Here is a 26499-nt window from a genome sequence, read left to right on the forward strand (position 1 = left end):
CCACGAGACCGTGTCCTTGGCAGCGCTGGTTCGCAGGAGGTTCAGGGAAGTGCCCCAGGAACTGTTCGGCAGAGGCGAAGAATCCAAGATCATCATCCAGATGCTCGAGTCCGCGAGAGCGGGAGAGGGCGCGGCCGCGCTGGTGGAGGGAATCATCGGCACAGGCAAGACCTCACTCTTGCGCTGGGCCGAAGGAATCGCCCGTGAACAGGGCATGGTCGTGCTCTCTGCCACGGCGTCCCCCGCCGAACAGCCCTTCTCCTTGGGGGTGGTGCACCAACTGCTCGGCGGGCTGCCCGAGACGGCACAGGGATGGACGCGTACCTTCGCGGCGAGCGTGGGGGCCACCGACGGCGGGCCGGCCGAGCCCGACTACCCGCTGCTCGCAGAGCTGTGCGCGGGCGTGGGGCGGACCGCGCGGTGCACCCCGCTCCTCCTCACGGTCGACTCCGTCCAGCACGCCGACCTGGAGTCCCTGCTGTGGCTGGGCTTCCTCAGCCGCCGGCTCGACGACCTCCCCGTCGTACTGCTCGCCACCAAGCGCCGCGGCGAGCCGGTGAGCGACCAGCACCTGCTGGTCGAGTTCAAGGAAGGCATCCGGCCCGACCGCCATATCCATCTGCACGACCTGAGCCCGGCCGCCGCCCTGGACCTGGCCGCCGCACTGTGCGGCCACGACCACGAGTCCGTGGATGTGCTGATCGCCGACACGGGCGGCAACCCCTATCTGCTGACCGAGCAGATACGGAGCGTGCCCGCGTTCCCCGGCGGGACCGGGCGTACCCCGGACGCCCTCGTCGGCCGCACGCTGGATCCACCGGCCGAACTGATGCAGCTGCGCGCGGTCAAGGAGCGCATCCTGTGCATGCTCAGGCGGCTCGACCCATTCGGCCTGGAGGTCGCCAGGGCGGCCAGCATCCTCGGCTCGCCGCTGGACCCTGCCATCCTCGCCGACTTGTGCGGCGTGCCGACGGAGGACGCCTGCCGCAGCCTCTCGCGGCTCACCGAGTCGGGGCTGGTGTGCCCGCACGCCATGATATTCCGGCACCCCCTCCTGGCCAGACTGCTGTACCAGGACATCCCGTGCGCGGAGCGGGCCGAACTCCACCGGCTCGCCGCCCGGTCCATGTGGCGCCGCAGCGCGCCGTGCGAGGACGTCGCCGCCCACCTGCTGCGATCGCACCGGCTCGACGAGCCGTGGATGGCGCGGCTGCTGCTCGATGTCGCCCAGGGCATGGTCGGCCGGGACCCCGCGGGGGCCCGGCAGCTGATCGAGAAGACCACGCTGCACGGCGCACCCGAGGAACTGGCCGCCCGCGCCGAGGGGTTGTGGATCCAGGCACTCACCGCCCTCGACCTGCCGACCTCCGCCCGGGCGCTCACGGTGCACGCCGCCGGCCTCCTGGGGCCCGACGAGCGGCTCCACGAGGCGCTGCGGCTGTCCGAGATCCTGCTTCGGCTCGACGAATCCGCCTGCGCCCGCGAGGTGTTGGAGGACATCCGTGCGGAGGCCGGCGTGCTGGACGCCGCGGCGGCCGGCCGGCTGCGCGAGCGGCTCATCGACATCCGGCTCCACGAGGGCACCTACAGCCCGGGGGACGAGGGCGAGGACCGTCTTGAGCAGGTCCTGCTTCTGCGCACCGCCGCGGGCCGCTCGGCGCAGGCGGTACGCCGGATCGCCGACCGGTTCCTGGCCCTGCCCCGTGCCCCGTACGGCTCCCCGCCCTGGTACCACGCGGTGCTCGCACTGCTCTGGGCCGGCGACATGGACGAGGCCCGGCGGCACCTGGACACGGAGGTGCGGCTGGCCCGTGCCCAGGGCACTGTGACCCGGATCGCCGAGGCCCTCGCCGTACGCGCTCTGGTGCAGCTGCACCGCGGACCGCTCGCGGACGCCGACGACGACGCCCGTCAGGCGCTCGATCTGCTCACCAGGATCGGCGCCGCCTCCTATCACGTGGGTGCGCTGGCCCGGAGCGTCCTCATCGACGTGGCCCTGGAGAAGGACGACATCGCGGCGGCCGGCGCCCTGCTCGACGAGGCTCCGCTGCTGCCCGGCGACCGGCCCGTCACTTGGTGGCGGCTGCACCTCCTGGACAGCGCCGGCCGCGCCCTGGGCCGGCTCGGTCAGGCGCAGCGCGGGCTCGCCCTGATCGCCCACTGCGAGGAGGAGGCGGCTCGCCGGGGCGTCGTCAACCCGGCGCTCCTGCCCTGGCGTTCCACGCGCTCCGCTCTCCTGCTGGGACAGCGCAACGTGCTCGCGGCCCGCCGGACCGCCCGGCAGGAGACCGAGCTCGCCCGGCGCTGGGGCGCCCCGTTCGCCCTGGGCCGGGCCCTGGTCGCGCAGGCCTCGGCGAGCTCGGGGCGCGATGCGGCACAACTCGCCTGCCAGGCTCTGGAGATCCTCGAACCGGCCCCCGCGCCGCTGCTGTTCGCCCATGCCCTGTACGAGGCGGGGCGGGCCCACCGGCAGATCGGCAAGGTCCGGCGCACCCGCGAACTGCTGCACCGCGCCAACGAGGTGGGGATTTCGCTCGGCGCCGACGGTTTGGTCGAGGCGGTGCAGCGGGAGCTGCGGTACGCGGGCGGGCGGCCCGATCCGCGCAAGGACTCCGCGGAGTCGCTGCTCACCCCGACCGAACGGCAGGTCTCGGGGCTGGCCGCGCGCGGGATGAGCAACCGTGACATCGCGCGTCTGCTCAAGGTGAGCCTGCGGAACGTCGAGTCCCATCTGACCCATTCCTACCGGAAGTTACGGATCAGCGGGCGCCTTGAGCTGGCCAAGTACTTCCCGCCGGGGGAGGAGCCGGCGGCGATGCCGGTGCTGCTCCACTAGGGTGCGTCCGGTTTCGCAACCGCACCTGGTGCAACGGCGTACCGGCGTACCGGCGTGACTCTGCTCGTCGTGGGTGGGAGCTGGCTCGCAGCTGGTGAGGTGTCGTGGGGGCATGGCACCGGACCGTGTCGCCGGGCCCCCATACGCGGAAGGCTGTGGTGCGACACACCTTGTGCCGCACCACGGCCTCCAGCCCTGCTCAGTACGCGGACCACGTCAGTGGCCCGGTCCCGTCGGAACAGGGGTGGCGGCCCCGGTCGCCCTCCCGCCGTTCCCCGGGCGCACCTCCCCGGACACACCTCCCCGGACACACTTCTCCGGACACGCCTCTCCGGACCGGAAACGGCGGGACAGCAGGGCCCGGCCCCCGTCACCGTGGCCGCATCGGTCAGAACGTGGGGCGGACCGCCCCGACCGGCTCGCCGTGGCCGAGTACCGGCGCTGTGGCGAGTGCGCTGAGCGTTGCGTCGCCGTCCACGTCCACTCCGAGGCGGCGCAGCGCGGCGACCATCACCACCGGGCGGGACCGCTGGGAGCCGTCCGCGATCTTGAGCGATACCGCCGACCCGTCCGGCAGGCCGAGCGCGTACACGCCCTCGGCGCCGTCCTTGGCGACGGCCCCCGGCAGAGCACCCATGATCCGCGTCACGTCCCTGCCGGTGCCGCCGACGTACTGCGGGTGGGTGTTCATCGCGCGGGCCACGCGGTGTTCGAGGCTGCCTTCGGGGGCCGAGGCCAGGCGGCCGAACGCCCGGGTCAGCCCGCGCAGGCTGATGGCGAACAGGGGTGCGCCGCAGCCGTCGATGCCCGTGGCCGCGATCCTCTCGCCCGCGAGTTCCTCCAGGGTCTCGCGCAGCACCACCTGGAGCGGGTGCTCCGGGTCGAGGTAGGTGGCGGTGTCCCAGCCGTTCACGACGCAGGTCGCCAGCATGGCCGCGTGCTTGCCCGAGCAGTTCATCGTCAGGGGGGTGGGCAGGCCGCCGCCGGCCAGGTAGGCGCGCAGCGCGCCCTCACCGATCGGGAGGGCGGCCGTGCAGCGCAGCGCGTCCGTGCCGAGCCCGGCCGAGCCGAGTATCGCCCGCACCCCCTCCAGGTGGATGGACTCGCCGGAGTGGCTGGCGCAGCCCAGCGCCAGGAGTTCGCCGTCGAGCCCGAGCCCGGCGCGGAGCATGCCGAGCGCCTGGAGGGGCTTGTTCGACGAGCGCGGGTACATCGGAGCGTCGACGTCCCCGATCCGCAGGACATCCGAACCGTCCGGGCCGGTCGCGAGGACCGTCCCGTGGTGTACGGACTCCAGGAAATCCCCACGCCAGACCTCGGCCACCACGCTGTGCATCAGTTATGTCCGCCTCTCCAGTTCGAGTCAACTGTTGACAGTTACCACTTGGCGGCGAGCCTGTCGAATGTGCGGGCGATTTCACCGGCACCTCTTGACACCTGCGGAATCACGCCTGTCAACTGGCAACTGTCAACACCTTGCCGGTCCAGAGGAGGCGTCATCCGTGAGTGAGACACTGCAGCGCGGCCTCGCCGTCCAGGTCGCCGAGGTGCTGCGCGAACGACTGCTCGGCGGCGACCTGCGACCGGGGACCCGGATCAACGAGGTGGTGCTCGCCCGGGAACTCGACATCAGCCGGGGGCCGTTGCGCGAGGCCGTACGGCAACTCGTCAGCGAGGGCCTGCTCGTGCACAGCCCCAACCGCGGCGCCACGGTCTTCACGGCCGAACCGGACGACGTGAGAGCCCTGTTCGAGCTCCGCACGGCGCTGGAGACAGCGTCCGCCCGGCTGGCCGCGGAGCGCCGTGACGAGAAGGACATCGCCGCACTGCGCTCGGCCTGCGCCCGGGCGCGGAAGACCATCCAGGGCGGGCGGCGCTTCGTGCACCGGCTCGACCTGGACTTCCACCGGACCCTGACGGACACCGCGCGAAGTCCGCGCGTCGCGGAACAGTTGTGGCGGGTGCAGCAGCAGATCATCCTGCTGCGCAGCCCGCTGGACGTCCCGGCGGCCCACACGGCCGACTCCCTGGACGACCACGAGGAGATCGCCGCCGCCGTCGCGGACGGTGACGGCGAGCGGGCCGCGGCGCTCATGGATCTCCATCTCGGCCGGGTACGGGCCCACATGACGGGTTCCACGAACGGCTGACCCCGTCCGGCTCGCTGACCCCGCCTGAGTCGGTGGGGCCGCCTGAGCCGGTGGGCCGGCTCTACCGGCTGACCCTGCCGACCGGGCGCCCCTGACGATCGGCTGACCCCGCCGACCCCATGCCCCGCCTCCCGGCCGACCTCGCCGGATGCCCCTGCCCGATCGGCCGGCGCTCCTTCGGCCGGCCTCACCGGGTCCGTTCGACCCCGCCCGACCGGCCAGCCCCTCCGGCTCGCCAACTCCCCCGACTGCCCGGCCAGTTGCCCCTGCCCCACCGGTTCCGGCCCCGTGCCGTGCGTACGTACACACGCACGTGCGCCTGCGTGTGTACGTGCCCCCGGCCCCGTCCAACCGGCGGCCGGACCCGTCCCTCCCCCGCCCCGCCCGACCGCCCGGCCCGCCGGGCCACTGGAGTACCCGACATGACCGACTCCTCCGCAGCGGCGCCCCCGCGCGAGCGCCGCACCCCCGGACTGCTCGTCGCCGCACTGCCCGTGGTGCTGATGCTGATCGTGATGATCGCGGGCACCGTCTGGCTCGGCCTCGACCCCGTGGTCCTTCTCGTCACGGCCTGCGCCGTCACCGGCGTCATCGCCCGGTGGCTCGGCGTGACCTGGGACGAGATGCTCACCGGCATACGGTCGAAGATCGACGACGCGATGCCTGCGCTGCTGATCCTGATCTCCATCGGCATGCTCATCGGCACCTGGACGCTGAGCGGCACGATCCCCATGATCGTCGACTGGGGGCTCAAGGCCATCCAGCCGTCGTGGATCGTGGTGCTGTCGTTCCTGATCACCATGGTCGTCTCGACGGTGACCGGTACGTCCTGGGGCTCCGTCGGCACCGTCGGTGTCGCCCTGATCGGCGTGGCGGGCGGACTCGGGGTGTCCCTGCCGCTGACGGCGGGCGCCATCATCTCGGGCGCCTACTTCGGCGACAAGATGTCCCCGATGTCGGACACCACCAACCTGGCTCCCGCCGTGGCCGGTTCGACCCTCTTCGAGCACATCCGGCACCTCCTCTACACGACGGGCCCCGCTGCGGTCCTCTCCTGTGTCGTGTACCTCTTCCTGGGCCACGGCCAGCACGCCGACGGACACGCCGCCCAGCGCACCGCCGACCTGCGGGCCGTACTGGAGCACGGATTCCACTTCAACCTGCTGCTCCTGCTGCCGCCGGCGGTGATCCTCGTGGGCGCGGTCATGAAGAAGCCGCCGCTGCCGACCATCGTCGTCTCGTCGGCGGTCGCGGGGATCCTGGGCGGCATCTTCCAGGGCTTCTCCCTCCAGCAGATCGGCTCCTCCGCGTCGACCGGCTTCACCGTGTCGATGCTGAGCGGCCACGGCGGCATCGACCCCCACCATCTGTCCGCCGCGGCCGGCACCCTCCTCAACCGCGGCGGCATGGCATCGATGGCGTCGACCATGCTGATCGGCCTCGCCGGCTTCGCCTTCGCGGGCATCCTGACCGAGACCGGCTGCTTGGACGTCCTGATGCACCGGCTGCTCGCCAAGGTCCGCAGGACGGGCGGGATCATCCTCGCCACCGCGCTGACCTCCGTGGGCACCGCGCTCGCGATGGGGGTCTCGTACCTGACGATCATCGTGCCGGGCCAGGCGTTCCGGGACATCTATCCCGAGCGCGGGCTCGCCCCGAAGAACCTGTCGCGCACGCTGGAGGACTCCGGCACGGTCTTCGTGCCCCTGGTGCCGTGGACCGAGGCCGCCACCTACATGTCCACGACCCTGGGCGTCGCGACCATGGCGTACGCGCCGTACGCGTTCCTCAACTACTTCGGCGTGATCATCGCCGTGATCTGCGGCTACACCGGTTTCGGCATCGCCCGCCAGGAGCCGGCGCGCACGACCGCCGGGGAACCCGCACCGGCCGCTGCCGCCGTCTGACGCATGTCCCGCCCGGGAAACCGGGGACGCCGGGGGCTGCGGCTACGGGCCACCGGCCACAGTTACGGCCCACGGCCGCACTCCCACTCCCCCCTTCCGCCGCCCTCAGGGCTGGATGTTCTCCAGGTCCGCCAGGAGGCCGGGGTGCTTCGGCTCCCAGCCGAGCGCCTGCCGGGTGTGGGCGCCGGACGAGGGCTGGTCGGTCGCGAAGATCGGGCCGAGAGGCCCGTACGTCTCGGCCGGTACCTGCTCGACCGGCAGGTTCAGCCGCCGGCCGATGACCGCGGCGATGTCACGCACCTGGTCCCCCTCGTCGGCCACGGCGTGCCAGGCGCTGCCGGCCGGCGCCTGCTCCAGGGCGAGCCGGAAGAGCACGGCCGCGTCGAGCGCGTGCACGGCAGGCCAGCGCTGGGTGCCGTCGCCGGGGTAGCCGGACACTCCGGTCGTACGGGCGATACCGGTCAGCATTCCGGCGAAGCCGCCCGCGCCGTCCTTGTGCACCGTGCGGGGCATCCGTACGGCCGAGCTCCGGACCCCGCGCGAGGCCAGGTCCAGCACCTCCGTGACCGTGCGGCTGCGGCCACCGACCGGCCCGTCGGTCGGCAGCGGGTCGGCCTCGGTGGAGGCGCGGCCCGGCACAGCCGGAGTGCCGGACACGGTGACGAAGGGGCGGTCGGTGCCGACGAGTGCCTCACCGAGGGCCGCGAGGGCGGCGCTCTCCTCCGTGACCGCGTGCGCCAGGGCTTCGGGGCTGCTGAAGTCGTTGCTGAACGCCAGGTGGATCACCCCGTCGGACCGACCCGCGCCGGCGCGCAGGACATCCAGATCGGCGAGACCTCCCCTGAGCGGCTCCGCTCCGGCCGCCTCGACGGCCTGCGCGGAGGCGTCGGAGCGGGCGAGCGCGAGCACGGAGTGGCCCTTGCCGAGCAGTTCCGCGACGACGGCGGAGCCGATCAGACCGGTACCACCGGTGACAAATACACGCATAAGACTCTCCCTTGCATGATTGGCCCGTAAGCCGTGGACCTGTAAGTCATGGACCGTAAGCCGTGGACCCGTGAGTGATGAGACCTTGTCTCATCACCCTAGCAAAGTAATGGGACAAGAGTCCCGTGACGCGCGATGCACTTACGATGGATCCATGGGCCGATGGGAACCGGGTGCACGCGAACGCCTCGTCGTGGCTGCCGTCGACCTGTTCACCGAGCAGGGGTACGACGCCACCACGGTCACGCAGATCGCCGAGCGCGCCGGAGTCACCAAGAGCACCTTCTTCCGGCACTTCCCCGACAAGCGCGAGCTGCTGGTGGCCGGACAGGAGACGCTGAGCCGGCTGCTGTCCGAGGGGATCGCCGAGGCTCCCGCCGACGCCGGCCCGCTGGATGCGGTCGCCGCAGGCCTGGTACGCGCGTCGAGCGCGATGGGCCCCATGAACCGCGAGCTCGCCCCACGCCTGAAGGCGGCCGTCACCGCCAGCACCGAACTCCAGGAGCGCGACGCCCTCAAGAGCGTCAGCCTCGCCGCAGCGGTCACCACCGCCCTGGTGGCCCGCGGCGTACCTGAACCGACCGCGGCCCTCGCGGGCGAGCTGGGCGTCCTCGCCTTCAAGCGGGGGTACGCCGTGTGGTCCGACGGCGCACCCGACACCCAGGACGACCTCTCCGAGTACACCCTGGCAGCCCTGGACGAGCTCCGTACGGCGAGCGCGTCGCTGCACTGACCGGGACCCGCACCCCTCCCTCCCTTCCCGGACCGCCGCCCTCCTCTCTGCTCGCGACAGCCCGGCGGAACGGCGCTAGCGTGAAACCGGGACCGAGCCCAGGACCGAGTCCGGGGTCGCCGTCATCGCGGCATCGCGGTCATCGCGGTCATCGCGGTTCGCCCATGCTCGGCAGGGAGGACATGGACATGAAGGCCATCACCCTCGTACCCGGCAAACCCGACCAGGTGGAGATCCGTGACGTCGGCGAACCGGGCCCGGAGCACGGCTCGTTGCTCGTCGAAGGCCGGCTCATCGGCATCTGCGGCACGGACCTCGACATCACCGAGGAGGGTTACGGTGCGCCGCCGCCCGGCCAGGAACGTCTGATCGTCGGGCACGAATCCCTCGGGCAGGTGCTGGAGGCCCCGATGGGCAGCGGGTTCGCACCGGGCGACCTGGTCGCCGGTATCGTGCGGCGGCCCGACCCCGTACCCTGCGGGCCGTGCTCGGTGGGCGAGTGGGACTTCTGCCGCAACGGCCTCTACACCGAACGCGGCATCAAGGAGCTGCACGGCTTCGGGTCGCAGCGGTGGCGCAGTGAACCGCAGTACGCGGTGAAGCTCGACCCGGCTCTCGGCGACCGCGGGGTGCTGCTGGAACCCGTATCGGTACTCGCGAAAGCGTGGGAACAGACCGAGCACATCCTGAGCCGGTCCTCCTGGAAGCCCAGGGTCGCCCTCATCACCGGCGCCGGGCCGATCGGCCTGTTCGCGGCCATGCTCGGCACCCAACGCGGCCTGGACGTACACGTACTCGACCTCGACAGCAGCGGCCCCAAACCGCAGCTCGTCGCCGACCTCGGCGGGACGTTCCACACCGGCGACGTCCGGGACACCGGTCTCGCACCCGACGTCGTCATCGAGTGCACCGGCGTCGGCTCGCTCGTCCACGCCCTGACGGACGTGGTGGGGCCCGGCGCCGTCATCTGTCTGACCGGTATCTCGTCCGGCGGCCGGAAGGTCACCGTGGACCTGGACGCGACCGCCCGGGAGATGGTGCTGAGGAACGGCGTCGTCTTCGGCTCCGTCAACGCCGGCCGCCGCCACTACGAACAGGCCGCGGCCGCTCTCGCCCAGGCCGACCCGAGCTGGCTGGACCGCCTCATCACCCGCCGGGTCCCGATGAGCGGGTTCGCCGACGCGCTGCACAAGGGCAGCGACGACGTGAAGGTCGTCGTCGACCTCCGGGCCTGAGGGCCCGCCACCGGCCGCGCGCACAGCGGCGGACCGGCGGCAGACCGGCGGCAGACAGCGGCAGACACAGCGGTGCGCCGCGAGCGGGCCCACTCGCGGCGCACCTGATGTCACCTCAGCCGTCAGGCATCAGCCGTGACGGTGCCCCAGACGCTCGACGTCCACGACGCGACCGCGCGCGTTGCGCAGGGTCGCGGTGTCGACGCGGTCCCAGATCGGCGCGCGCCGGTTCTGGTAGACGTCGCTCCAGCTGTTGCGGCCGTGGCCGGTGTGGACCTTGACCGACTTGTGCGCGCCGAGCCGCAGCGCCGGGAAGCGGTAGGAGTGGTGCTGCGCGTCGGTCAGCGTCCAGCCGCGCAGTTCCACCGCCCGGCGGGAGTTGTTGGTGACGGTGATCCACTCCGCGTCAACCCGGTTGCCGCGGTGGTGCCCGCGGCCGTGGCTGTCGACGTGGTGAACGGCGCCCACCACCACGGCCGAGCGCTCAGGGCGCGGGGCGGGGTGGTGGCCGGCGGCCGCCGCCGGGAAGGCGGCGGCCAGCAGGGCCCCGGAGGCCAGCACAGCTGCGGCGAGACGGGAACCCGAAGACAAAGACGACATGGAACCCCCAGATCAGGGCATGCGCGCGCCGGTCGGCCCACGCATGGTGCAGATGAACTTCCGGCTCTGTGCCGGACAACCACACTCTGAACCGAGCCGATTCCGATGTCCGGAGAACCTTCGCGACTTTACCGAAACCGGACAAAACACACACCGTCAGATCATCCGGCGCATACGCCCCCGCGCGCACCCCGCCGACAACGCGCCCCCGACGCGGCCCGTACGCGACCGGAGTGACGCACGGGCCCCGACCTCGCCCCGTCGCCGCACGGCGGACCAACTCCACGGTCTCGCCGCGCACACGGTGACCGATCCGCTACCGTGCGTGATACAGCCCAGTCGGGCCTCAGGACACAAGGGGACCTTGAGTGAACCGTATTCGCACCGTTCTCGCCGCGCTGACCGTCACCGCGGCGACGGCGGCGGCGCCCGCCGCCGCGAGCACCGCTCCGCAGCAGCACCCGGGCCGGACGGCGGCCTCCGGGCCGCAGCACGCCCCCTGTTCGGGAGAGTTCGACGGCGACGCCAGGCTCGGACCGCAGTGGCTCCCGTCGAAGCACGAGAAGCCGGTGGGCCCGCTGCTCAAGGGCTACCACAGGACCGGGAAGCTGTCGGCAGGGGACTTCCTGAAGAAGTACTGGGAGGGGCCCGCGGATTCGGGCGGCTGGAAGTACCCGCCGAACGACGGGTTCAAGGAGGTCAACGGGCAGGTGGACAAGGAGCCCGAGAAGCTGCGCACCGGTGAGCGCCTGGACCGCTTCGGCTCCGAGTACGGCGGCTATCTGGCGCCGGCGGGCGACTCGTACGCCAAGCGCGCGCTGCCCCCGCAGAGCCTCAACACCCGTGATGCGGCGGTGCCCTGCGACTACCACGTCTACCGGGTGGCCAAGCCGTTCTGGGTGTGGCAGGGCGGTATCGCGCCGTGGTTCGAGCAGCCCGGCAACGGGCAGCAGATCAAGCTCGACCCGGTGTTCCTGAACCCGGGCGAGGGCCAGCGGCTGAACGTCAAGTGGCTGCTCGACCACCACTACCTCACCCAGGCCACCCCGGCCGGCGAGTAGCGCCCCATGGACCGCCACGAACTGCGTGCCGCGCTGCGCGACGCCGGAGTACCCGACGGCTACTACCGGATCGAGGGGGTCCATGAACCGGCCCCCACGCCCACCGACTTCCTCTATCTGAAGCGGACCGAGGACGGCCGGGCGTGGGAGACCGGTGCGTACGAACGCGGCCTCTCGGAGGTCATCGGCCGGTACGACACCGAGACGGACGCCTGCGCGCATCTGCTGCGGCTGCTCGTCTGACAGCGGACGGCTGGGGCGCCGGGACGCCTGGGCACCTGCCCGCCTGCCCGCCTGCCGGGATATCCGCCTGCCGGGATATCCGCCTACGGGGACGTCCGCCTGCCGGGATGTCCGCGCCCGCCGCCGGGCGCGGCCTACTGGTCGCCCACGTCCCGCCGGTTCGACAGCGCCGACTCCGCCAGGGACGAGAGCCCCTCGACGTAGACCGTGCCGTCCGGCGCCGGCCGTACGACGAGCCAGCCGCGCGCGCCCAGGCTGCGCACCTGTCCCCGCACCTCGTCGCCGAGCTCGGCCGCGAGGTCGTCCTCGCGGGGTGTGCTGCCCGCGTGCAGGTCCTCGCGGATCCGCAGGAGCAGCGCCTCTTCCTGCGCGGTGATGTTGAAGTCCATCCCTGGACGCTACGGCCCCCGGGGCGCCACCGCCCGCGGAGGGCCGAACCCCACCCGGACTCCACCCCGGACCTGCACCCCGGCCCTGCGCTGCGGCGGACCCCCACCACACGCACGCCCTGCACGCCACAGCACCCGAGAGGCCCGCCGCACCTTCGCAACGCGCCGCGGGCCTCTCTCAGCAGGACTCAGGGACTCAGGGACTCGGACTCAGCAGGACTCAGCCCGAATCAGGCCCCCGGCGTGGCCGGGAGCTGGGGAACGCCCGGCACGGTCGGCAGCGCCGGGAGGCCCGGCAGGTTCGTGGCCGGGAGGCCGCCGCCGACCAGGATGGCCGTGAGGACGTTCACCTGGGCGGTGAGCACGGCCTGGGCCGACGCGGCCACCTTGGTGGGGCTGCCGGTCGTGACCGTCTTGACGAGAGTGTCGACCTTGGCCTGGAGGTCGGCCGCCGCCTTCGCCTTGAGCGCGGCACCCGGGTCGGGCGCTGCGGGCGCACCGGACACTCCGGTCACGCCGCCGGGGATGCCGGGGGCCGCGGGCGCCGCGGGGGCTGCTGCCGTGACCTTCGCGAGGGCGGCCTTGACCGGGTCGGCCAGCTTGGTGGCGTCGGCGGCGGACAGCTTGCCGTCCGGAGCCTTCAGTACGGCGGTGATCAGGTCCGTCACCGGGGTCAGGACACCGCCGGCGTCGCTCAGCAGTGCGGTCTGGCTCGCGAGCTTGTCGGCTCCCGGCACCGGGGCCGCCGGGCCACTCGCGGGGCGGGCCGGGGGAGCCGCCGCGTAAGCCTCCGGGCCCGCTATGCCGAGGGCGAGAGCGCCGCAGACGGCGGACGAGACGAGGAGGCCGGCCTTCGGGGACATGCGCATGGAAAGCGTTCCTTTCGGAGGTGCGGGAGGTACTCACCGGTGCGGGAAGTACGCAACGCCACCGTGCAAACGCCTGAATACAGCGCGCAATCGCTGGGTCACCCGACGTGGCCGACGGTGCCCGGCCCGACCCGCTCTGACCTGCACGTCTCCCGGCCTTTCCGGAGCCGCCCTGATGCATCCGTTGGAGGGAGCGCCCCTCCGGGCCAGGAGGACCGGACGCGGGCACGGCTGCGGCCCCCGGAAGGATCCAGGGGCCGCGAGCCGTACACCGGGGCCGGTCAGTCCAGTACCGGCGCCGGTCAGTTCAGCTTCGCCGACAGCGCCGTGAACTGCGTCCACGTCAGCTTCGGCTTGCCCGGGTCCCAGAGCTTCTGGGCCGTCGCCCGCAGCGGCATCTTGATGCCCGCGGCGACCTGCTCCGGGGTCTGCGCGTTCGGGAAGTCGCCCCAGACGGCGAAGCCGCCGCCCACGATCAGGTGCGCGTACTTGGCGGGGACGGCCTTGGTGCCGCGCACCACCAGCGGGGTCCACTGCTCGTAGATCCGCTTGCCGGTGGGGTACGTGAAGTTGTTGGGCTGGCCGAGCACGTAGTACAGGTACTCGTCGTTGAGGTTCACCACCTGGCGCCCCTCGCTCAGATACTCCTCGGGCGGCCGGGCCCCGAACTCCTTGCCCGTCCAGTACTCCACCTGGATGTTCTTGTCGGCCTTGGCCACTCCGCCGCGGAAGAACCCGTCGTTCCACGCCTGCGGTGTCCGGCCCGCCTTCCTGATGACCGCGGCCCGGTCGTTCAGCCAGGCCACCGCCAGATCCTGGACCGTGCCCTTCGCGCCGTACTTCTTCCGGGCGAGGGCGGCCAGCTGCGGGAAGGACGCCTCCGGGTTCTTCACCGTCAGCGCCTGGTACTCGTCACCGCCGACGTTCCAGTACGTGCCGGGGAAGAGCTTCATGTACTCGCGCAGCAGCGAGTCCACGATCTTCGCGGCCTTCGGGTTCGACACGTCGACCGCGCCCTTGACGGGGGTGCCGTCGGCCGTCTTCAGCTGGAGGTCCGGGTGCGCCTTGATGACCGCGCCCAGGTGTCCCGGCGAGTCGATCTCGGGGACGACCGTGATGTGCAGGCTGGTGGCGAGCGAGACGATCTTGTGGACCTGGGCGGTGGTGAGGTGGTCGGGCGAGACCACCTCGGGGTGCGACGTGGAGGCGATACGGAAGCCCTGGTCGTCCGAGAAGTGCAGCCCCAGCTGGTTCAGCTTGAGGTCGGCCATCTCGTGCAGCCGGTCCTCGATCCAGGCGGCGTCGAACGGTTTGCGCGCGATGTCCAGGTTGAACCGCCGCTGCGCGGTCGCCGGCTTGTCGTGCACGACCCCCTCGGGCACCTTCCCGTCGGCCTGCACGGACTGCTTGAGGGTCCGGGTGCCGTAGAAGACCCCGGCCTCGTCGGGCCCGGTGATCAGGACCCGGCTCTCGCGGGCGCTGAGGGTGTACGACTCGCGCGGCGCCTTCTTGTCCGGCTTCAGGGCCAGCTCGATGTCGCCCGCGTGCGCGGTGCCCCCGTACGCGTAGCCGATCTTCAGCTCGTGCGAGAGGAGCCTGCCCTCGTCGGTGAGGCCCTTGCTGCCCTTGTCGACCAGGACCCGGGAGCCCTTCACCGGGTGCCAGCCGGGGCCGCGCGCCGGGCCGTGTTCACGTACCGCCGGGATGGCGCGGGGCGCAGCCGAGAGCGGGTAGTTCTTCGCCGACGGGTCGGACGAGGGGGCGGTCACCGCCGAGCCGTGGCCCGCCGGGCCGCTTCCGCCGTACGTGTCGTCGTCCGGCCACACCGTGACGGCGAGCGCGACGGCGGCAGCCGTGACGGTCAGGCCCACGGCGATGGGGACCGGTGCGTTGAGTTTTTTCATCAGTCCGAAACCTCCCGTGCACGGCTGAGCGAGGGGGACATGCCAGCCAATTCGTCCATCACGCGCCTTGAAACTCTCCCTTCCGGGTGAAAATCGCGCATCCGTCGGACACTCAAGTCTCCGCATCGATAGCGTTGCGGCTCATTCACCGCCGTCATCCGACCCTCCAGTCGTGTTCGAGGAGCTCACGCTGTCCAGCGAGTCCCACGCCGGCCCTCCGATGCGACCGCCGTCACTCCACCACAGAACGGACGGCCCGGCACGCCCAGCCATACCGGCGCAGAAGCGCGGCCCCTCCGGTCTCCACCGGTTCAACTCTGCACCCGCAGGCAGCGCCGAGAGTGCCCTTCTCGGGTGCTGCGCCAGCCCCCGGTGGGCCCGGCGGCTGGCCGCACACCGCCCCTATCCCGACCTGACGGCGCTGCTCGCCGCCTGTGACGAGGCGAGTTACGACCTGTCACCGGCCGAGCTGGCCCAGGCCCTGGCGGGCGAACCGGTGTCGCGGCTGCCGCACGGCCGTGCGCCGCGCGCCGCCCACACCGCGCTGAGCGCCGCGCACACCGCGTACGAGAGCCGCTTCGGACACACGTTCGTGATCTGCCTCGACGACGTCCGCCCGTCCGAGCACCTCGACCAGGTACTTGTGAGCATCCGTACCCGGCTCTCGCACGAGCCGGACGAGGAGCGTTCGGTCGCAGCCGACGAGCTGCGCCGACTCGCCCGGGGGCGAATCGTCCGGCTTGTGGCGGATACGGGCCATGCCGGTAGCCCGTCCGTGGCTGTTTGATTGCCTGTTTGATCACACCGCAACCCCCCGCGCGGAGGAACCGACAAGTCGTCGCTACGATGGCCGGGGCCGGTGGACCGTACCCGGCCGGGCCAGACCGACACAGCTTCTCCCAGCCGGAGAGGCTGGCGGCATGACCCCCGTCCCCCGCTCCCGGAGGGTTTTTCCGTGCCGGCTGGAACGCTGTACCGCGGCCGGGAAGGTATGTGGTCCTGGGTGGCTCATCGAGTCACCGGCGTCCTCATCTTCTTCTTCCTGTTCGTACACGTCCTGGACACTGCTCTCGTCCGTATTTCTCCCGAGGACTACGACAAGGTCATCGCTACTTACAAGACGCCGATCGTGGGCGTCCTTGAGTACGGCCTTGTCGCAGCGATCCTCTTCCACGCTCTGAACGGCCTGCGCATCATCGCCGTGGACTTCTGGTCCAAGGGCCCGCGCCACCAGAAGCAGATGCTGTGGTCCGTCGTGGGCATCTGGGTCCTGCTGATGATCGGGGCGATCTACCCCGTGCTCGGCCACGCCGCACGCGAACTGTTCGGGAGCTGAGGACTGAATGTCTGCTGAGACCTCTTCCGCTGTCGGCCCCGTCGAGGGCGTCTCCCTCTTCGACGCCGACCACCCCGCGCCGCTCATCGAGGCCCCCCGCGCACGCACCAAGAAGACGCCGAAGACCACTCGCGGCAACTTCGAGATGTACGCGTGGCTCTTCATGCGCCTCTCCGGGATCGTCCTGGTCGTCCTGGTCCTCGGCCACCTGCTGATCCAGCTGGTGCTCGACGGCGGTGTGACCAAGATCGGCTTCGCCTTCGTGGCGGGCCGCTGGGCCTCGCCGTTCTGGCAGGGCTGGGACCTGCTGATGCTGTGGCTGGCGATGCTTCACGGCGCCAACGGCCTCCGTACCGTCATCAATGACTACGCGGAGCGCGTCGGCACGCGCCTGTGGCTCAAGGGCCTGCTGTACACCGCCACGGTGTTCACCATCCTGCTGGGCACGCTGGTGATCTTCACCTTCGACCCGAACATCTCCTAGAAGCCCGGGACCGAGGCGCTTTCATCATGAAGATCCACAAGTACGACACCGTCATCGTCGGCGCCGGCGGAGCCGGTATGCGCGCGGCCATCGAGTCGACGAAGCGCAGCCGCACCGCCGTGCTGACGAAGCTCTACCCGACCCGCTCCCACACCGGTGCCGCCCAGGGCGGCATGGCCGCGGCCCTCGCCAATGTCGAGGAGGACAACTGGGAGTGGCACACCTTCGACACGATCAAGGGCGGCGACTACCTGGTCGACCAGGACGCCGCCGAGATCCTGGCGAAGGAGGCCATCGACGCGGTCCTCGACCTGGAGAAGATGGGCCTGCCGTTCAACCGGACGCCCGCCGGGGAGATCGACCAGCGCCGCTTCGGCGGTCACTCGCGCAACCACGGTGAGGCCCCGGTCCGCCGCGCGTGCTACGCCGCTGACCGCACCGGCCACATGATCCTCCAGACCCTCTACCAGAACTGCGTCAAGGAGGGTGTGGAGTTCTTCAACGAGTTCTACGTCCTGGACCAGCTGCTGGTCGAGGTGGACGGCGTCAAGACCTCCGCGGGTGTCGTGGCCTACGAGCTGGCGACCGGCGAGATCCACGTCTTCCAGTCGAAGTCCGTGATCTACGCGTCCGGCGGCACCGGCAAGTTCTTCAAGGTCACATCGAACGCGCACACCCTGACCGGTGACGGCCAGGCCGCCTGCTACCGCCGCGGACTGCCCCTGGAGGACATGGAGTTCTTCCAGTTCCACCCGACGGGCATCTGGCGCATGGGCATCCTGCTGACGGAGGGCGCCCGCGGTGAGGGCGGCATCCTCCGCAACAAGGACGGCGAGCGCTTCATGGAGAAGTACGCGCCGGTCATGAAGGACCTCGCGTCCCGTGACGTCGTCTCCCGCTCCATCTACACGGAGATCCGGGAGGGCCGCGGTTGCGGTCCCGCCGGTGACCACGTGTACCTGGACCTGACGCACCTCCCGCCGGAGCAGCTGGACGCCAAGCTCCCGGACATCACGGAGTTCGCGCGGACGTACCTGGGCATCGAGCCGTACACCGACCCGATCCCGATCCAGCCCACCGCGCACTACGCCATGGGCGGCATCCCGACCAACGTCCAGGGTGAGGTCCTCGCGGACAACACCACGGTCGTGCCCGGCCTGTACGCGGCCGGCGAGGTCGCCTGCGTCTCGGTGCACGGCGCCAACCGGCTGGGCACCAACTCGCTGCTCGACATCAACGTCTTCGGGCGCAGGTCGGGCATCGCGGCCGCCGAGTACGCGGCGAAGCACGACTTCGCCGAGCTGCCCGAGGACCCGGCCGGGCTGGTCGAGGCCCAGGTCGAGCGGCTGCGCGACGCCACGGGCACCGAGCGGGTCTCCGTGCTGCGTACGGAGCTCCAGGAGTGCATGGACGCCAACGTCATGGTGTTCCGCACCGAGCAGACGATCAAGACGGCGGTCGAGAAGATCGCCGAGCTGCGCGAGCGCTATCTGAACGTGTCGGTGCAGGACAAGGGCCGCCGGTTCAACACCGACCTCCTCGAAGCGATCGAGCTGGGCAACCTGCTGGATCTCGCCGAGGTCATGGCGACGTCCGCCCTGGCGCGCAAGGAGTCCCGCGGCGGTCACTACCGCGAGGACTTCCCGACCCGCGACGACGTCAATTTCATGCGCCACACCATGGCGTACCGCGAGGTGGGCGACGACGGCTCCGAGTCGATCCGGCTCGACTACAAGCCGGTCGTCCAGACCCGCTACCAGCCGATGGAGCGTAAGTACTGATGGCTACCCCGACCATGGACAAGGCCGAAGCGGCCGGCAAGCCCGAGGCGGGCTTCGCCGACACCCCGTTCATCACGGCCACTTTCCGGATCCGCCGGTTCAACCCGGAGATCTCGGACGAGGCGCAGTGGCAGGACTTCGCGGTCGAGATCGACCCGAAGGAGCGTGTGCTCGACGCCCTCCACAAGATCAAGTGGGAGCTCGACGGCACGCTGACCTTCCGCCGCTCCTGCGCGCACGGGGTCTGCGGTTCGGACGCGATGCGGATCAACGGCAAGAACAGGCTCGCCTGCAAGACGCTGATCAAGGACATCAACCCGGAGAAGCCGATCCTGATCGAGGCCATCAAGGGCCTCACGGTCCTCAAGGACCTCGTGGTCGACATGGACCCGTTCTTCCAGGCGTACCGCGATGTGATGCCCTTCCTCATCACCAGCGGCAACGAGCCGACGCGTGAGCGTCTGCAGTCTGCCGAGGACCGCGAGCGCTTCGACGACACCACGAAGTGCATCCTCTGCGCCGCGTGCACGTCGTCCTGCCCGGTGTTCTGGAACGACGGCCAGTACTTCGGCCCGGCCGCGATCGTCAACGCGCACCGTTTCATCTTCGACTCGCGTGACGAGGGCGGCGAGCAGCGCCTGGAGATCCTCAACGACAAGGACGGCGTGTGGCGTTGCCGCACGACGTTCAACTGCACGGACGCCTGCCCGCGCGGTATCGAGGTCACCAAGGCGATCCAGGAAGTGAAGCGCGCACTCATCACCCGCCGCTTCTGACCTTCCCGGCCCCCTTTGCGGCCACTTCACGAGGGCCCCGTCACCCGGCTTCCGGGCGGCGGGGCCCTCGCGCTTTCCGCTGTGCCAGGATCTGGGTGTCGTACAGGGAGAGAAACGGGGAGCGGGATGAGTGACCAGAATCCGTACGCGTCGTCGGACGGCGGCTACGAGTGGGGCCCGATGCAGCCGCCCGGCCCTCCCCCGCCGGGGTACGGCTACCCCAACTCCGCCCCTGGCTACGGCTATCCGGCGCAGGCGCCCGGCTACAGCTACCCGCAGCAGCCGGGCTTCCCCGTTCCGGCCGGCGGCGGCGCCCCGCTGGTGTCGATCGGTGACATCACCGTCGTCCAGGACGGCATCGTCACCCCGGCGGGCACCCTGCCGCTGCGGGGTGCCGTCTGGAACGCGACGGACATGTCCCGTACCGAGGAGCGGATCCCGCCGGTCGCCATCGTGCTGGCGATCGTCTTCGCGCTGCTCTGTCTGATCGGCCTCCTCTTCCTGCTGATGAAGGAGAAGAGGACAACCGGCTTCATCCAGGTGACCGTGACGAGCGGTGGCCGGCACCACGCCACCATGATCCCGGCCACCGGCCCGCAGACGTTCCCGCAGGTGATGGGCCAGCTCAACTACGCGCGGTCGCTGAGCGCCCTGTAGAGCGCCGGGCGGCGCCCCTGTGCCGCCCGCGGGACCACCGCCGTACCACCCAAGGCCGCCCGGCTCGCCCGGGCGGCCTTGCCATGTTCCCTCCCAGCGGCGGGAGTTCGGCGCACCCACCCGGTGTTGAACATGTTCAAAAGGGGGTCTACAGTCCATGACATCAGCTTTTGAACGCGTTCAAAGGAGGGTGGGGCATGGACCTCACAGTTGTCGCGTACGTCATCTACCTGGCGATCAGTCTCGGGCTGACCGTCTGGGTGGCCCGGACGCTCAGCCATCACGGGCGGGTCTTCCTCGCCGATGTGCTCAAGGGGAACGAGAAGCTCGCCGAGGCCGTCAACCACCTGCTGGTGGTGGGCTTCTACCTGGTGAACCTGGGATTCGTCGCCCTGTACCTCCAGGACGGCAGCACCGTCACCGACGCCCGCGGGATCTTCGAGGCGCTGTCGACGAAGCTCGGGGTGGTGCTGCTCGTCCTGGGCGGGATGCACCTCGGCAACGTCTACGCACTCAACAAGTTCCGCCGGCGCGGAATCATGGAGCGCGAGCAGACTCCGCCGGTGCCGCCGCAGGGCTGGGTCACGCCGACCCCCGGGATCTGAACCGCGATGAGCAGCGACACCTCCGTCAAGGGCCTGACCGTGCTGTACGACGCACAGTGCCCGCTCTGCGTCCATCTGCGGCACTGGCTGCGGGGCCAGCGCCAGCTCGTACCGCTCGACCTGGTGCCCGCCGCGTCCGCCGAGGCCGTGGCCCGCTTCCCCGGTCTCGACCACACGAGCACCCTGGAGGAGATCACCGTGGTCGGCGACCGGGGCCAGGTCTACCGCGGGCCGGCCGCCTGGATCGTCTGCCTCTGGGCGCTCGCCGCCCACCGGCCCAAGGCCCACTGGCTGGCCACCCCGGCGGGCGCGCCCTTCGTCCGGGTCGCCGTGCTCACCGCGGCCAAGTACCGCGACGTCACAGCGCCGCCCTGCGGCGAACGGTGCGCGGTCCCCGGTTAGGCTCGGGCACCGTGACTGATGCGAAGCCCCCCAAGAGCGAGCAGACCCGGACGCTCATCCTCGAAACCGCGCTCCGGCTCTTCCAGGAGCGCGGTTACGACAGGACGACGATGCGGGTCATCGCCCGGGAGGCCGGGGTGTCCGTCGGCAACGCGTACTACTACTTCTCCGGCAAGGAACACCTGATCCAGGGGTTCTACGACCGTATCGGGGCCGAGCACCGGGCGGCGGTGCGCCAGGTGCTCGACCACGAGACCGATCTGGAGAAGCGGCTCACGGGGGTGCTGACGGCGTGGCTCGATGTGGCCGCGCCCTACCACGAGTTCGCCGCTCAGTTCTTCAAGAACGCCGCCGACCCGGAGAGCCCGCTCAGCCCCTTCTCCGCGGAGTCGGAGTCCGCCCGGGAGGCGGCCATCGCGATCCACCGGGAGGTGCTGGCGGGCGCCAGGGCGAAGGTCCCCGGCGAACTGGCCGACGTACTGCCGGAGTTGATGTGGCTGTCGCAGATGGGGCTGGTCCTGTACTGGGTCTTCGACCGGTCGCCCGAGCGGGAGCGGAGCAGGCGGCTCGCCGCGCGCGGGGCGCGGCTCACCACCCGGGGCATCGCGCTGGCCCGCTTCCGGGCGCTGCGTCCGCTGGTCCACGAGGTGCACGAGCTGTTCACGGACTTCCTGCCGGGAATGGCGGAGACGGCGACGGCCCGCAAACGGTCCTGACCGCGGCCGGAGGGGCCGGTCCCTCTACAGCCAGCCCAGTTCCCAGATGCGCCAGACGCCCGTGCCGTCGGACAGGTACTGCCCGCCCGACACGTCGTCGCTGGACAGCACATAGTCCTTGCGCTGCCAGAGCGGGATCAGCGGCACATCGTCGGCGATGTCCTCCTGCAGCGCCTTGAAGTCGCCTGCGGTACGGCCGCGGTCGGTGTACTGCTGGGTGCGGGTGATCAGCTTGTCGACGTCCGCGCTGCTGTAGCCGTTGAAGAGGCTGTTGCCGGTGCCGACCAGCGGCTGCGTGTAGTTGTCGGCGTCCGGGTAGTCCGCGATCCAGCCGACGGCGTACGCGTCGAACTTGCCCAGCCGGTAGTCGTCCTGGAACTTCGTCCAGTCCGTCATCCCCTTGAGCTTCACCTTGAAGAGGCCGCCCTTCTCCAGCTGGGCCTTCAGCGTGCGGGCCTCGTCGTCGGTGACGCTCGTGCGGGAGTACGCGTAGGTGAAGGTCACCGGGGTCTGCACACCGGCCTGCTGGAGGAGCTGCCTGGCGGCCGCCTCGTCGACCTTCGGGTAGGCGTCGAAGAAGGCGGTGTTGTGACCGGTGAAGCCTTGCGGGATCAGCGAGTAGAGCGGTTCGACCGTGCCGTTGTAGACCTTCTCGGACAGCTGCGCGCGGTCGATGAGTTCGGCCGCCGCCCGGCGCACCTTGGTGTCCGCGAGCGCGGAGCTCTTGCGGACGTTGAAGACCAGGTTGCGGATCTCGCTGCCGGTGTTCTCGTTGACGTGCGCGTCCGGGTCGCTCGGCGAGAGCGTGGCCAGCGTCGCGGGTGTCATCACCCGGTGCGCGACGTCGATGTCCTTGTGCTTCCAGGCGGCGTCGAGCTGGGCGGGCTCCTTGAAGTAGCGGACCTCGATCGGTACGCCGGTCTTCTTGACGAGGCCCTTGTACTTCGGGTTCGGCTCCAGCACCGCGCTGACGCCGCTCTTGTAGGACTTCAGCACGTACGGCCCCGAGCCCACGACCGTACTGCCCTTGCGTCCCTTGTCCGCCGGGTACGCGGTGTGGTCGACGATGGCTCCGCCGCCCGTCGCGATCTTGGAGGCGAAGGTGGCGTCACGGGACTTGAGGTGGAAGATGACCTTGTTGCCCGAGGTGTCGACGTTCTTGAGCGTGGGGTACAGCGGGGCGGGGCCGTTGCCCTTCATCCGCAGGACGCGGTTGAAGGAGAAAGCCGCGTCCTCGGCCGTGACCTTGTGACCGTTCGAGAAGGTCAGGTCGTCGCGCATGGTGCAGCTGAAGGTGCGCAGCGCGTCATCGGTGAACTCACAGCTGCTCGCCGCGTCCGGGACCGGGGTGGAGGAACCGACGTTGAAGGACATCAGCGACTGGTAGAGCGAGCTGTAGAGGGCCCAGGAGCCGGCGTCGTACGCCTCGGCCGGGTCCAGGGACGAGACGACGTCGGTGGTTCCGATGACGATCGGGGACTTCTTCCCGCCGTCGTCGGGCAGCAACTGCCAAGCGCCGATACCGGCACACGCCAGAACGACGCATATCGCCAGAATCCGCATCCGGATCGAACGCATTGTGCTGTTCCCCTCAACCCACCTTGTGGACGCGCGGACCGGCGCGCGTCAGACCCGAGTCGGCGCCCACCCAACCACACGAAATTCACAAGTGGAAGAGAAAATCTTCACGCCGGCCAAGTTGTTAGGCAACCTTCATAAGGGGCCTCGCACGCCTCCGGCCTGCACGTCCTCGGCCGGCGACGGCGCTGCGTCTCCTCTGGCGCACCCCTCGGCGCACCCCCGTCGGCGGGCCGCGCGGGAGGGGTCACATACTGGCAGGAACACCCCCCACCGCCCCCGAAGGACGACGCCCCATGAAACTCAACCGCACCGCCTCCTGGTTCCTCACGGCGTTCGGCGTGTGGTCGTGGGTGGTCTGGGTGACCTTCGCGAAGAACCTGTTCAAGGACGCGAGCGGCCTCGCCTTCGACGACGGAAAACCGACCGCGTATCTGTGGATCCACCTGGCGCTGGCCATCGTCTCGTTCATCCTGGGCACGGTCATCGGCGTGCTGGGTCTGCGGGGCGTACGGGCCCACCGGCGCGCAGCCGGATAGATCAGCCCCGCGGGCCACCCGCGGTACCGGTCCGCCGTGGTCTGCCTGTACTTTCACCAGCGTGCCTGCCGTTGAGAAGACCGCGAGAAGGACCGTACTGACGGTCATAGCCGCCGCGTTGCTGCCCGCCCTCTGCGCCGTGCCCGCGTCGGCCGCGGTCACGAAGGGGCCGCCGAAACCCTCCGCGGCCGAGTCGCCGAAGAGCCCCGCGCCGAAGACCTCGAAGACCGCGAAGACCGCACGGTCGCAGATCGGCGGCGCGCGTCTCGCCAGGACCGGCACCCAGGTGCAGCTCGGCGACGGCGCACCGGTGCTGCCGAAGGACCTCTCCGGAGAGTCCTGGATCGTGGCCGACGCCGAGTCCGGTGATGTCCTCGCCTCGCACGACGCGCACCGGAGGCTGGCCCCGGCGTCCACCCTCAAGATGCTGTTCGCCGACACGCTCCTGCCGAGATTCCCGGCGACCGAGACCCACAAGGTGCTGCCGTCCGACCTGGCGGGCATGGGCGAGGGCAGCAGCCTGGTCGGCATCAAGGAGAACCTCACCTACACGGTCCGCGACCTGTGGCTCGGGGTCTTCCTGCGCTCGGGCAACGACGCGGTGCATGTGCTGGCCGCGATGAACCACGGCATACCGAAGACCGTCCGCGACATGCAGGCGCACGCGGACGACCTCCAGGCCCTGGACACCCATGTGGTGTCGCCCGACGGGTACGACGCCCCGGGCCAGGTCTCCAGCGCGTACGACCTGACGCTCTTCGCCCGCAGCGGCCTGCAGAAGAAGGACTTCCGCGCGTACTGCTCGACGGCGACCGCGCAGTTCCCCGGCGCGCAGAAGAAGGGCAAGAAGCGCGAGACCTTCGGGATCCAGAACACCAACCGCCTGCTGACCGGCGCCGACGGCGTCTCCCAGTACAAGGGGATAGCGGGCGTCAAGAACGGCAACACCACGCACGCGGGCGCCACCTACACCGCGGTCGCCGAGCGGAACGGCCATGTGCTCCTGGTCACCGTCATGAAACCGAGCTCGACGGAGAGCCAGGCGGTGTACAAGGAGGCGGCGCGGCTGCTCGACTGGGGCTTCGCGTCGGAGGGCAAGGTGACACCGGTCGGCGATCTGGTGGCCCCGGCCAGTTCCGCCGCGGGCAGCTCCGGCTCCGGCGGGGCCGCGAAGAGCGGCGGAGCGGCGCAGGACGGCAAGGGCGGCGCCCAGGCCACCGGGAAGGGCAAGGGCGCCACGCCGGCACCGGCCGCCGCGGCGCGGCAGGGCGGCTCCAGCGGGGTGGGCACGGCCCTGGCGATCAGTGCAGGGGCGTTGCTCCTGTTGGCGGCCGGGGCGTTCCTGGTGAACCGCCGTTGGCCGCTGCCGGATCTGGTACGACGTTTTCCACGTCGCTGATCTCCTCGTCGTCGGCGTGCCCCGTCGCGGTCCAGGCCGCGCAGAAGAGGAGCAGCTTCACGGTGAAGCTGATCCACAGCAGCAGCGCGATGGGGACGCCGAAGGCGCCGTACATGCTCTTCGATGCGACGCCCCGCATATAGCCGCTGAGCAGCAGCTTGAGCAGTTCGAAGCCCAGCGCGCCGATCAGCCCGGCGGTGATCAGCCTGCGGCGGGGAGGCTCGACGCCGGGCAGCAGGGTCAGTACGTACAGCAGCACCAGGAAGTCGGCGAGGACGGCCAGCGCGAAGGCCACACCCTGCAGGAGCGCGCTGCCCCAGCCGGTGTCCGCGATACCGATCTGCTTGGCCGTCCAGCTGACCGCGCTCGAACCGACGGCGGACGCGCCGAACGAGACGAGCACGGCGCCGCCCGTCCCGAGCAGGATCCCGCCGTCCTTGAGCTTGCGCACGAGGGCGTTGCCGTCGTCGGTGTTGTCGAGTTCCCACACGGCACGCAGACAGTCGCGCATCGAGCCGACCCAGCCGATACCGGTGAAGAGCAGCGCCGCACCGGCGACGACCCCGACCGTGCCCGCGTTCTGCACCAGCGTGTTGAGGTCCAGCTGGTCCGAGATACCGGGCACCTGCCGGGCGAGCGCGTCCTGCATGGAGTGCAGCCGGGAGGGCGTGAGCAGGGCGGCGCCGATCGCGGCGGCGACGGTGATCAGCGGGAAGAGCGCCAGGAAGCTGGTGAAGGTGATCGCGGCCGCGAGCCTGGTCCAGTGCACCCGGCCGAGGGTCTCGTACGAGCGCCAGGCGTGCGTACGCATCAGCCGGGCCAGCCAGGGGCCGATTACGGGGAGCTTCGTCAGCCAGTCCATGGTGCACGCCTACCCTCGCCGCCGAAGACCAGCGTCCTTGTCCCCCAAAAGCGCAGGCAGGTGGCGAGTCCCATCCCGACGACCGCCCCGGACACGGTGTCCGCGCGGGCCGACGTCAGCCCGAGGCCGTAGTGCGATACCGCCAGACAGAGCAGCTGGACGGCGGCGCCCGAGAGGTTCACCCCGAAGAAGACGGTGTACTCGCGCCAGCCGACCCGCCGCCCCCGGTACGTGCCGAACGCGTTGCCGAGATACGCGACCGTGCAGCCGGCCAGGAAGGACACCGATTTGGCGGTGACCGGGTCCCAGCCGGCGCCGCCCCGCAGCCAGACGAAGAGGCCCAGGTCGGCGGCGTACGCGCAGATCCCGGAGAGCGCGAAGCCCGCTATCTCACGGCGGCTGATGGCCACGGCCCTCTCCCCTCCCGTATCGGCTGTCATCCGTCACGCG

General features: G+C 70.7%; 27 protein-coding genes. 18 read left to right on the forward strand and 9 right to left on the reverse strand.

Annotated elements, in window-relative coordinates; genetic code table 11:
- Positions 1 to 49 precede the first annotated feature (49 nt).
- Positions 50 to 2836, forward strand: coding sequence for a BREX system ATP-binding domain-containing protein (locus OG510_RS13950; protein ID WP_406137080.1), 2787 nt, complete (start codon positions 50 to 52; stop codon positions 2834 to 2836).
- 388 nt (positions 2837 to 3224) lie between these two features.
- On the opposite strand, the gene OG510_RS13955 is transcribed toward OG510_RS13950, so the two are convergent.
- Positions 3225 to 4172, reverse strand: a complete 948-nt coding sequence (locus tag OG510_RS13955) for an asparaginase (protein ID WP_406137081.1) — start codon at positions 4170 to 4172, stop codon at positions 3225 to 3227.
- Between the two features lie 166 nt (positions 4173 to 4338).
- Between OG510_RS13955 and OG510_RS13960 the strand changes: the two genes are divergently transcribed.
- Both OG510_RS13960 and nhaC read left to right on the forward strand, forming a co-directional pair.
- Entirely contained in the window at positions 4339 to 4986 is a 648-nt protein-coding gene (locus tag OG510_RS13960) for a GntR family transcriptional regulator (RefSeq protein WP_406137082.1), read from the forward strand.
- A 422-nt stretch (positions 4987 to 5408) separates the two neighbouring features.
- On the forward strand, positions 5409 to 6893 hold the full coding sequence (nhaC, locus tag OG510_RS13965; RefSeq protein WP_406137083.1) for a Na+/H+ antiporter NhaC: 1485 nt from the start codon (positions 5409 to 5411) through the stop codon (positions 6891 to 6893).
- 105 nt (positions 6894 to 6998) lie between these two features.
- On the opposite strand, the gene OG510_RS13970 is transcribed toward nhaC, so the two are convergent.
- Entirely contained in the window at positions 6999 to 7880 is an 882-nt protein-coding gene (locus tag OG510_RS13970) for an SDR family oxidoreductase (RefSeq protein ID WP_406137084.1), read from the reverse strand.
- Between the two features lie 154 nt (positions 7881 to 8034).
- On the opposite strand from OG510_RS13970, the gene OG510_RS13975 reads away from it, so the two are divergent.
- Positions 8035 to 8613 (forward strand): TetR/AcrR family transcriptional regulator, encoded by a 579-nt coding sequence (locus OG510_RS13975; RefSeq protein ID WP_406137085.1) that lies wholly within the window; start codon positions 8035 to 8037, stop codon positions 8611 to 8613.
- Between the two features lie 188 nt (positions 8614 to 8801).
- Complete coding sequence (locus OG510_RS13980) at positions 8802 to 9848, forward strand: glucose 1-dehydrogenase (protein WP_406137086.1); 1047 nt, start codon at positions 8802 to 8804, stop codon at positions 9846 to 9848.
- Between the two features lie 129 nt (positions 9849 to 9977).
- Here OG510_RS13980 and OG510_RS13985 read toward each other — a convergent pair whose 3' ends face one another.
- Positions 9978 to 10448 carry a lamin tail domain-containing protein gene (locus OG510_RS13985; RefSeq protein ID WP_406137087.1) on the reverse strand — a complete coding sequence of 157 codons (471 nt, stop codon included), beginning with the start codon at positions 10446 to 10448 and terminating at the stop codon, positions 9978 to 9980.
- Between the two features lie 368 nt (positions 10449 to 10816).
- On the opposite strand from OG510_RS13985, the gene OG510_RS13990 reads away from it, so the two are divergent.
- Positions 10817 to 11509 carry a TNT domain-containing protein gene (locus OG510_RS13990; protein ID WP_406137088.1) on the forward strand — a complete coding sequence of 231 codons (693 nt, stop codon included), beginning with the start codon at positions 10817 to 10819 and terminating at the stop codon, positions 11507 to 11509.
- A 6-nt stretch (positions 11510 to 11515) separates the two neighbouring features.
- Positions 11516 to 11752 carry a hypothetical protein gene (locus OG510_RS13995; RefSeq protein WP_406137089.1) on the forward strand — a complete coding sequence of 79 codons (237 nt, stop codon included), beginning with the start codon at positions 11516 to 11518 and terminating at the stop codon, positions 11750 to 11752.
- Between the two features lie 134 nt (positions 11753 to 11886).
- Here the strand turns inward: OG510_RS13995 and OG510_RS14000 are convergent, their stop codons facing one another.
- From OG510_RS14000 to OG510_RS14010, 3 genes are all read right to left on the reverse strand, one after another.
- Positions 11887 to 12141, reverse strand: a complete 255-nt coding sequence (locus tag OG510_RS14000) for a hypothetical protein (RefSeq protein ID WP_406137090.1) — start codon at positions 12139 to 12141, stop codon at positions 11887 to 11889.
- A gap of 230 nt (positions 12142 to 12371) precedes the next feature.
- Positions 12372 to 13010, reverse strand: a complete 639-nt coding sequence (locus OG510_RS14005) for a hypothetical protein (protein WP_406137091.1) — start codon at positions 13008 to 13010, stop codon at positions 12372 to 12374.
- A 302-nt stretch (positions 13011 to 13312) separates the two neighbouring features.
- The gene (locus OG510_RS14010; RefSeq protein WP_406137092.1) at positions 13313 to 14914 is read right to left on the reverse strand and encodes a beta-N-acetylhexosaminidase; all 1602 of its coding nucleotides are present in this window, start codon (positions 14912 to 14914) and stop codon (positions 13313 to 13315) included.
- Positions 14915 to 15134: 220 nt separating this feature from the next.
- Here OG510_RS14010 and OG510_RS14015 point away from each other — a divergent pair, with 220 nt between their 5' ends.
- The 9 genes from OG510_RS14015 (at position 15135) to OG510_RS14055 (ending at position 21671) form a co-directional block, all read left to right on the forward strand.
- Complete coding sequence (locus OG510_RS14015) at positions 15135 to 15701, forward strand: 2-oxo-4-hydroxy-4-carboxy-5-ureidoimidazoline decarboxylase (protein WP_406142389.1); 567 nt, start codon at positions 15135 to 15137, stop codon at positions 15699 to 15701.
- A gap of 168 nt (positions 15702 to 15869) precedes the next feature.
- The gene (gene sdhC / locus OG510_RS14020; protein ID WP_164258559.1) at positions 15870 to 16250 is read left to right on the forward strand and encodes a succinate dehydrogenase, cytochrome b556 subunit; all 381 of its coding nucleotides are present in this window, start codon (positions 15870 to 15872) and stop codon (positions 16248 to 16250) included.
- A gap of 7 nt (positions 16251 to 16257) precedes the next feature.
- The gene (locus OG510_RS14025) at positions 16258 to 16734 is read left to right on the forward strand and encodes a succinate dehydrogenase hydrophobic membrane anchor subunit (protein ID WP_164258561.1); all 477 of its coding nucleotides are present in this window, start codon (positions 16258 to 16260) and stop codon (positions 16732 to 16734) included.
- A gap of 26 nt (positions 16735 to 16760) precedes the next feature.
- Positions 16761 to 18515 (forward strand): succinate dehydrogenase flavoprotein subunit, encoded by a 1755-nt coding sequence (gene sdhA, locus OG510_RS14030; RefSeq protein ID WP_406137093.1) that lies wholly within the window; start codon positions 16761 to 16763, stop codon positions 18513 to 18515.
- On the forward strand, positions 18515 to 19291 hold the full coding sequence (locus OG510_RS14035) for a succinate dehydrogenase iron-sulfur subunit (protein ID WP_164258566.1): 777 nt from the start codon (positions 18515 to 18517) through the stop codon (positions 19289 to 19291). The genes sdhA and OG510_RS14035 overlap by 1 nt, the downstream gene beginning before the upstream one ends.
- Before the next feature lie 126 nt (positions 19292 to 19417).
- Complete coding sequence (locus OG510_RS14040) at positions 19418 to 19948, forward strand: hypothetical protein (protein ID WP_406137094.1); 531 nt, start codon at positions 19418 to 19420, stop codon at positions 19946 to 19948.
- Between the two features lie 197 nt (positions 19949 to 20145).
- Positions 20146 to 20553, forward strand: coding sequence for a hypothetical protein (locus OG510_RS14045; RefSeq protein WP_406137095.1), 408 nt, complete (start codon positions 20146 to 20148; stop codon positions 20551 to 20553).
- A 6-nt stretch (positions 20554 to 20559) separates the two neighbouring features.
- Entirely contained in the window at positions 20560 to 20955 is a 396-nt protein-coding gene (locus OG510_RS14050; protein WP_406137096.1) for a thiol-disulfide oxidoreductase DCC family protein, read from the forward strand.
- Positions 20956 to 20966: 11 nt separating this feature from the next.
- Entirely contained in the window at positions 20967 to 21671 is a 705-nt protein-coding gene (locus tag OG510_RS14055; RefSeq protein WP_164258573.1) for a TetR family transcriptional regulator, read from the forward strand.
- 24 nt (positions 21672 to 21695) lie between these two features.
- Here the strand turns inward: OG510_RS14055 and OG510_RS14060 are convergent, their stop codons facing one another.
- Entirely contained in the window at positions 21696 to 23249 is a 1554-nt protein-coding gene (locus OG510_RS14060) for an ABC transporter substrate-binding protein (RefSeq protein WP_406137097.1), read from the reverse strand.
- 296 nt (positions 23250 to 23545) lie between these two features.
- Here OG510_RS14060 and OG510_RS14065 point away from each other — a divergent pair, with 296 nt between their 5' ends.
- Both OG510_RS14065 and OG510_RS14070 read left to right on the forward strand, forming a co-directional pair.
- Positions 23546 to 23788, forward strand: coding sequence for an SCO4848 family membrane protein (locus OG510_RS14065; RefSeq protein ID WP_406137098.1), 243 nt, complete (start codon positions 23546 to 23548; stop codon positions 23786 to 23788).
- Positions 23789 to 23849: 61 nt separating this feature from the next.
- Positions 23850 to 25187, forward strand: a complete 1338-nt coding sequence (locus OG510_RS14070; RefSeq protein WP_406137099.1) for a D-alanyl-D-alanine carboxypeptidase family protein — start codon at positions 23850 to 23852, stop codon at positions 25185 to 25187.
- Here the strand turns inward: OG510_RS14070 and OG510_RS14075 are convergent.
- Complete coding sequence (locus OG510_RS14075; RefSeq protein WP_406137100.1) at positions 25090 to 26049, reverse strand: YihY/virulence factor BrkB family protein; 960 nt, start codon at positions 26047 to 26049, stop codon at positions 25090 to 25092. The genes OG510_RS14070 and OG510_RS14075 overlap by 98 nt on opposite strands.
- Positions 26037 to 26459, reverse strand: coding sequence for a GtrA family protein (locus OG510_RS14080; RefSeq protein ID WP_406137101.1), 423 nt, complete (start codon positions 26457 to 26459; stop codon positions 26037 to 26039). The genes OG510_RS14075 and OG510_RS14080 overlap by 13 nt, the downstream gene beginning before the upstream one ends.
- Between the last annotated feature and the right edge of the window lie 40 nt (positions 26460 to 26499).

Origin of the sequence: Streptomyces sp. NBC_01089 (assembly GCF_045162975.1) — a bacterium.
Lineage (GTDB): Bacteria > Actinomycetota > Actinomycetes > Streptomycetales > Streptomycetaceae > Streptomyces.

Coding starts and splice junctions, on each gene's coding strand:
- OG510_RS14040 (WP_406137094.1), top strand. CDS start 19,418: ATGAGTGACCAGAATCCGTACGCGTCGTCGGACGGCGGCTACGAGTGG.
- OG510_RS14035 (WP_164258566.1), top strand. CDS start 18,515: ATGGCTACCCCGACCATGGACAAGGCCGAAGCGGCCGGCAAGCCCGAG.
- OG510_RS13980 (WP_406137086.1), top strand. CDS start 8,802: ATGAAGGCCATCACCCTCGTACCCGGCAAACCCGACCAGGTGGAGATC.
- OG510_RS14065 (WP_406137098.1), top strand. CDS start 23,546: ATGAAACTCAACCGCACCGCCTCCTGGTTCCTCACGGCGTTCGGCGTG.
- OG510_RS13955 (WP_406137081.1), bottom strand. CDS start 4,172: ATGCACAGCGTGGTGGCCGAGGTCTGGCGTGGGGATTTCCTGGAGTCC.
- OG510_RS14025 (WP_164258561.1), top strand. CDS start 16,258: ATGTCTGCTGAGACCTCTTCCGCTGTCGGCCCCGTCGAGGGCGTCTCC.
- nhaC (WP_406137083.1), top strand. CDS start 5,409: ATGACCGACTCCTCCGCAGCGGCGCCCCCGCGCGAGCGCCGCACCCCC.
- OG510_RS14005 (WP_406137091.1), bottom strand. CDS start 13,010: ATGCGCATGTCCCCGAAGGCCGGCCTCCTCGTCTCGTCCGCCGTCTGC.
- OG510_RS14000 (WP_406137090.1), bottom strand. CDS start 12,141: ATGGACTTCAACATCACCGCGCAGGAAGAGGCGCTGCTCCTGCGGATC.
- OG510_RS14060 (WP_406137097.1), bottom strand. CDS start 23,249: ATGCGTTCGATCCGGATGCGGATTCTGGCGATATGCGTCGTTCTGGCG.
- OG510_RS13985 (WP_406137087.1), bottom strand. CDS start 10,448: ATGTCGTCTTTGTCTTCGGGTTCCCGTCTCGCCGCAGCTGTGCTGGCC.
- OG510_RS14045 (WP_406137095.1), top strand. CDS start 20,146: ATGGACCTCACAGTTGTCGCGTACGTCATCTACCTGGCGATCAGTCTC.
- sdhA (WP_406137093.1), top strand. CDS start 16,761: ATGAAGATCCACAAGTACGACACCGTCATCGTCGGCGCCGGCGGAGCC.
- OG510_RS14015 (WP_406142389.1), top strand. CDS start 15,135: ATGCGACCGCCGTCACTCCACCACAGAACGGACGGCCCGGCACGCCCA.
- OG510_RS13995 (WP_406137089.1), top strand. CDS start 11,516: ATGGACCGCCACGAACTGCGTGCCGCGCTGCGCGACGCCGGAGTACCC.
- OG510_RS13975 (WP_406137085.1), top strand. CDS start 8,035: ATGGGCCGATGGGAACCGGGTGCACGCGAACGCCTCGTCGTGGCTGCC.
- OG510_RS14010 (WP_406137092.1), bottom strand. CDS start 14,914: ATGAAAAAACTCAACGCACCGGTCCCCATCGCCGTGGGCCTGACCGTC.
- OG510_RS14075 (WP_406137100.1), bottom strand. CDS start 26,049: ATGGACTGGCTGACGAAGCTCCCCGTAATCGGCCCCTGGCTGGCCCGG.
- OG510_RS14050 (WP_406137096.1), top strand. CDS start 20,560: ATGAGCAGCGACACCTCCGTCAAGGGCCTGACCGTGCTGTACGACGCA.
- OG510_RS13970 (WP_406137084.1), bottom strand. CDS start 7,880: ATGCGTGTATTTGTCACCGGTGGTACCGGTCTGATCGGCTCCGCCGTC.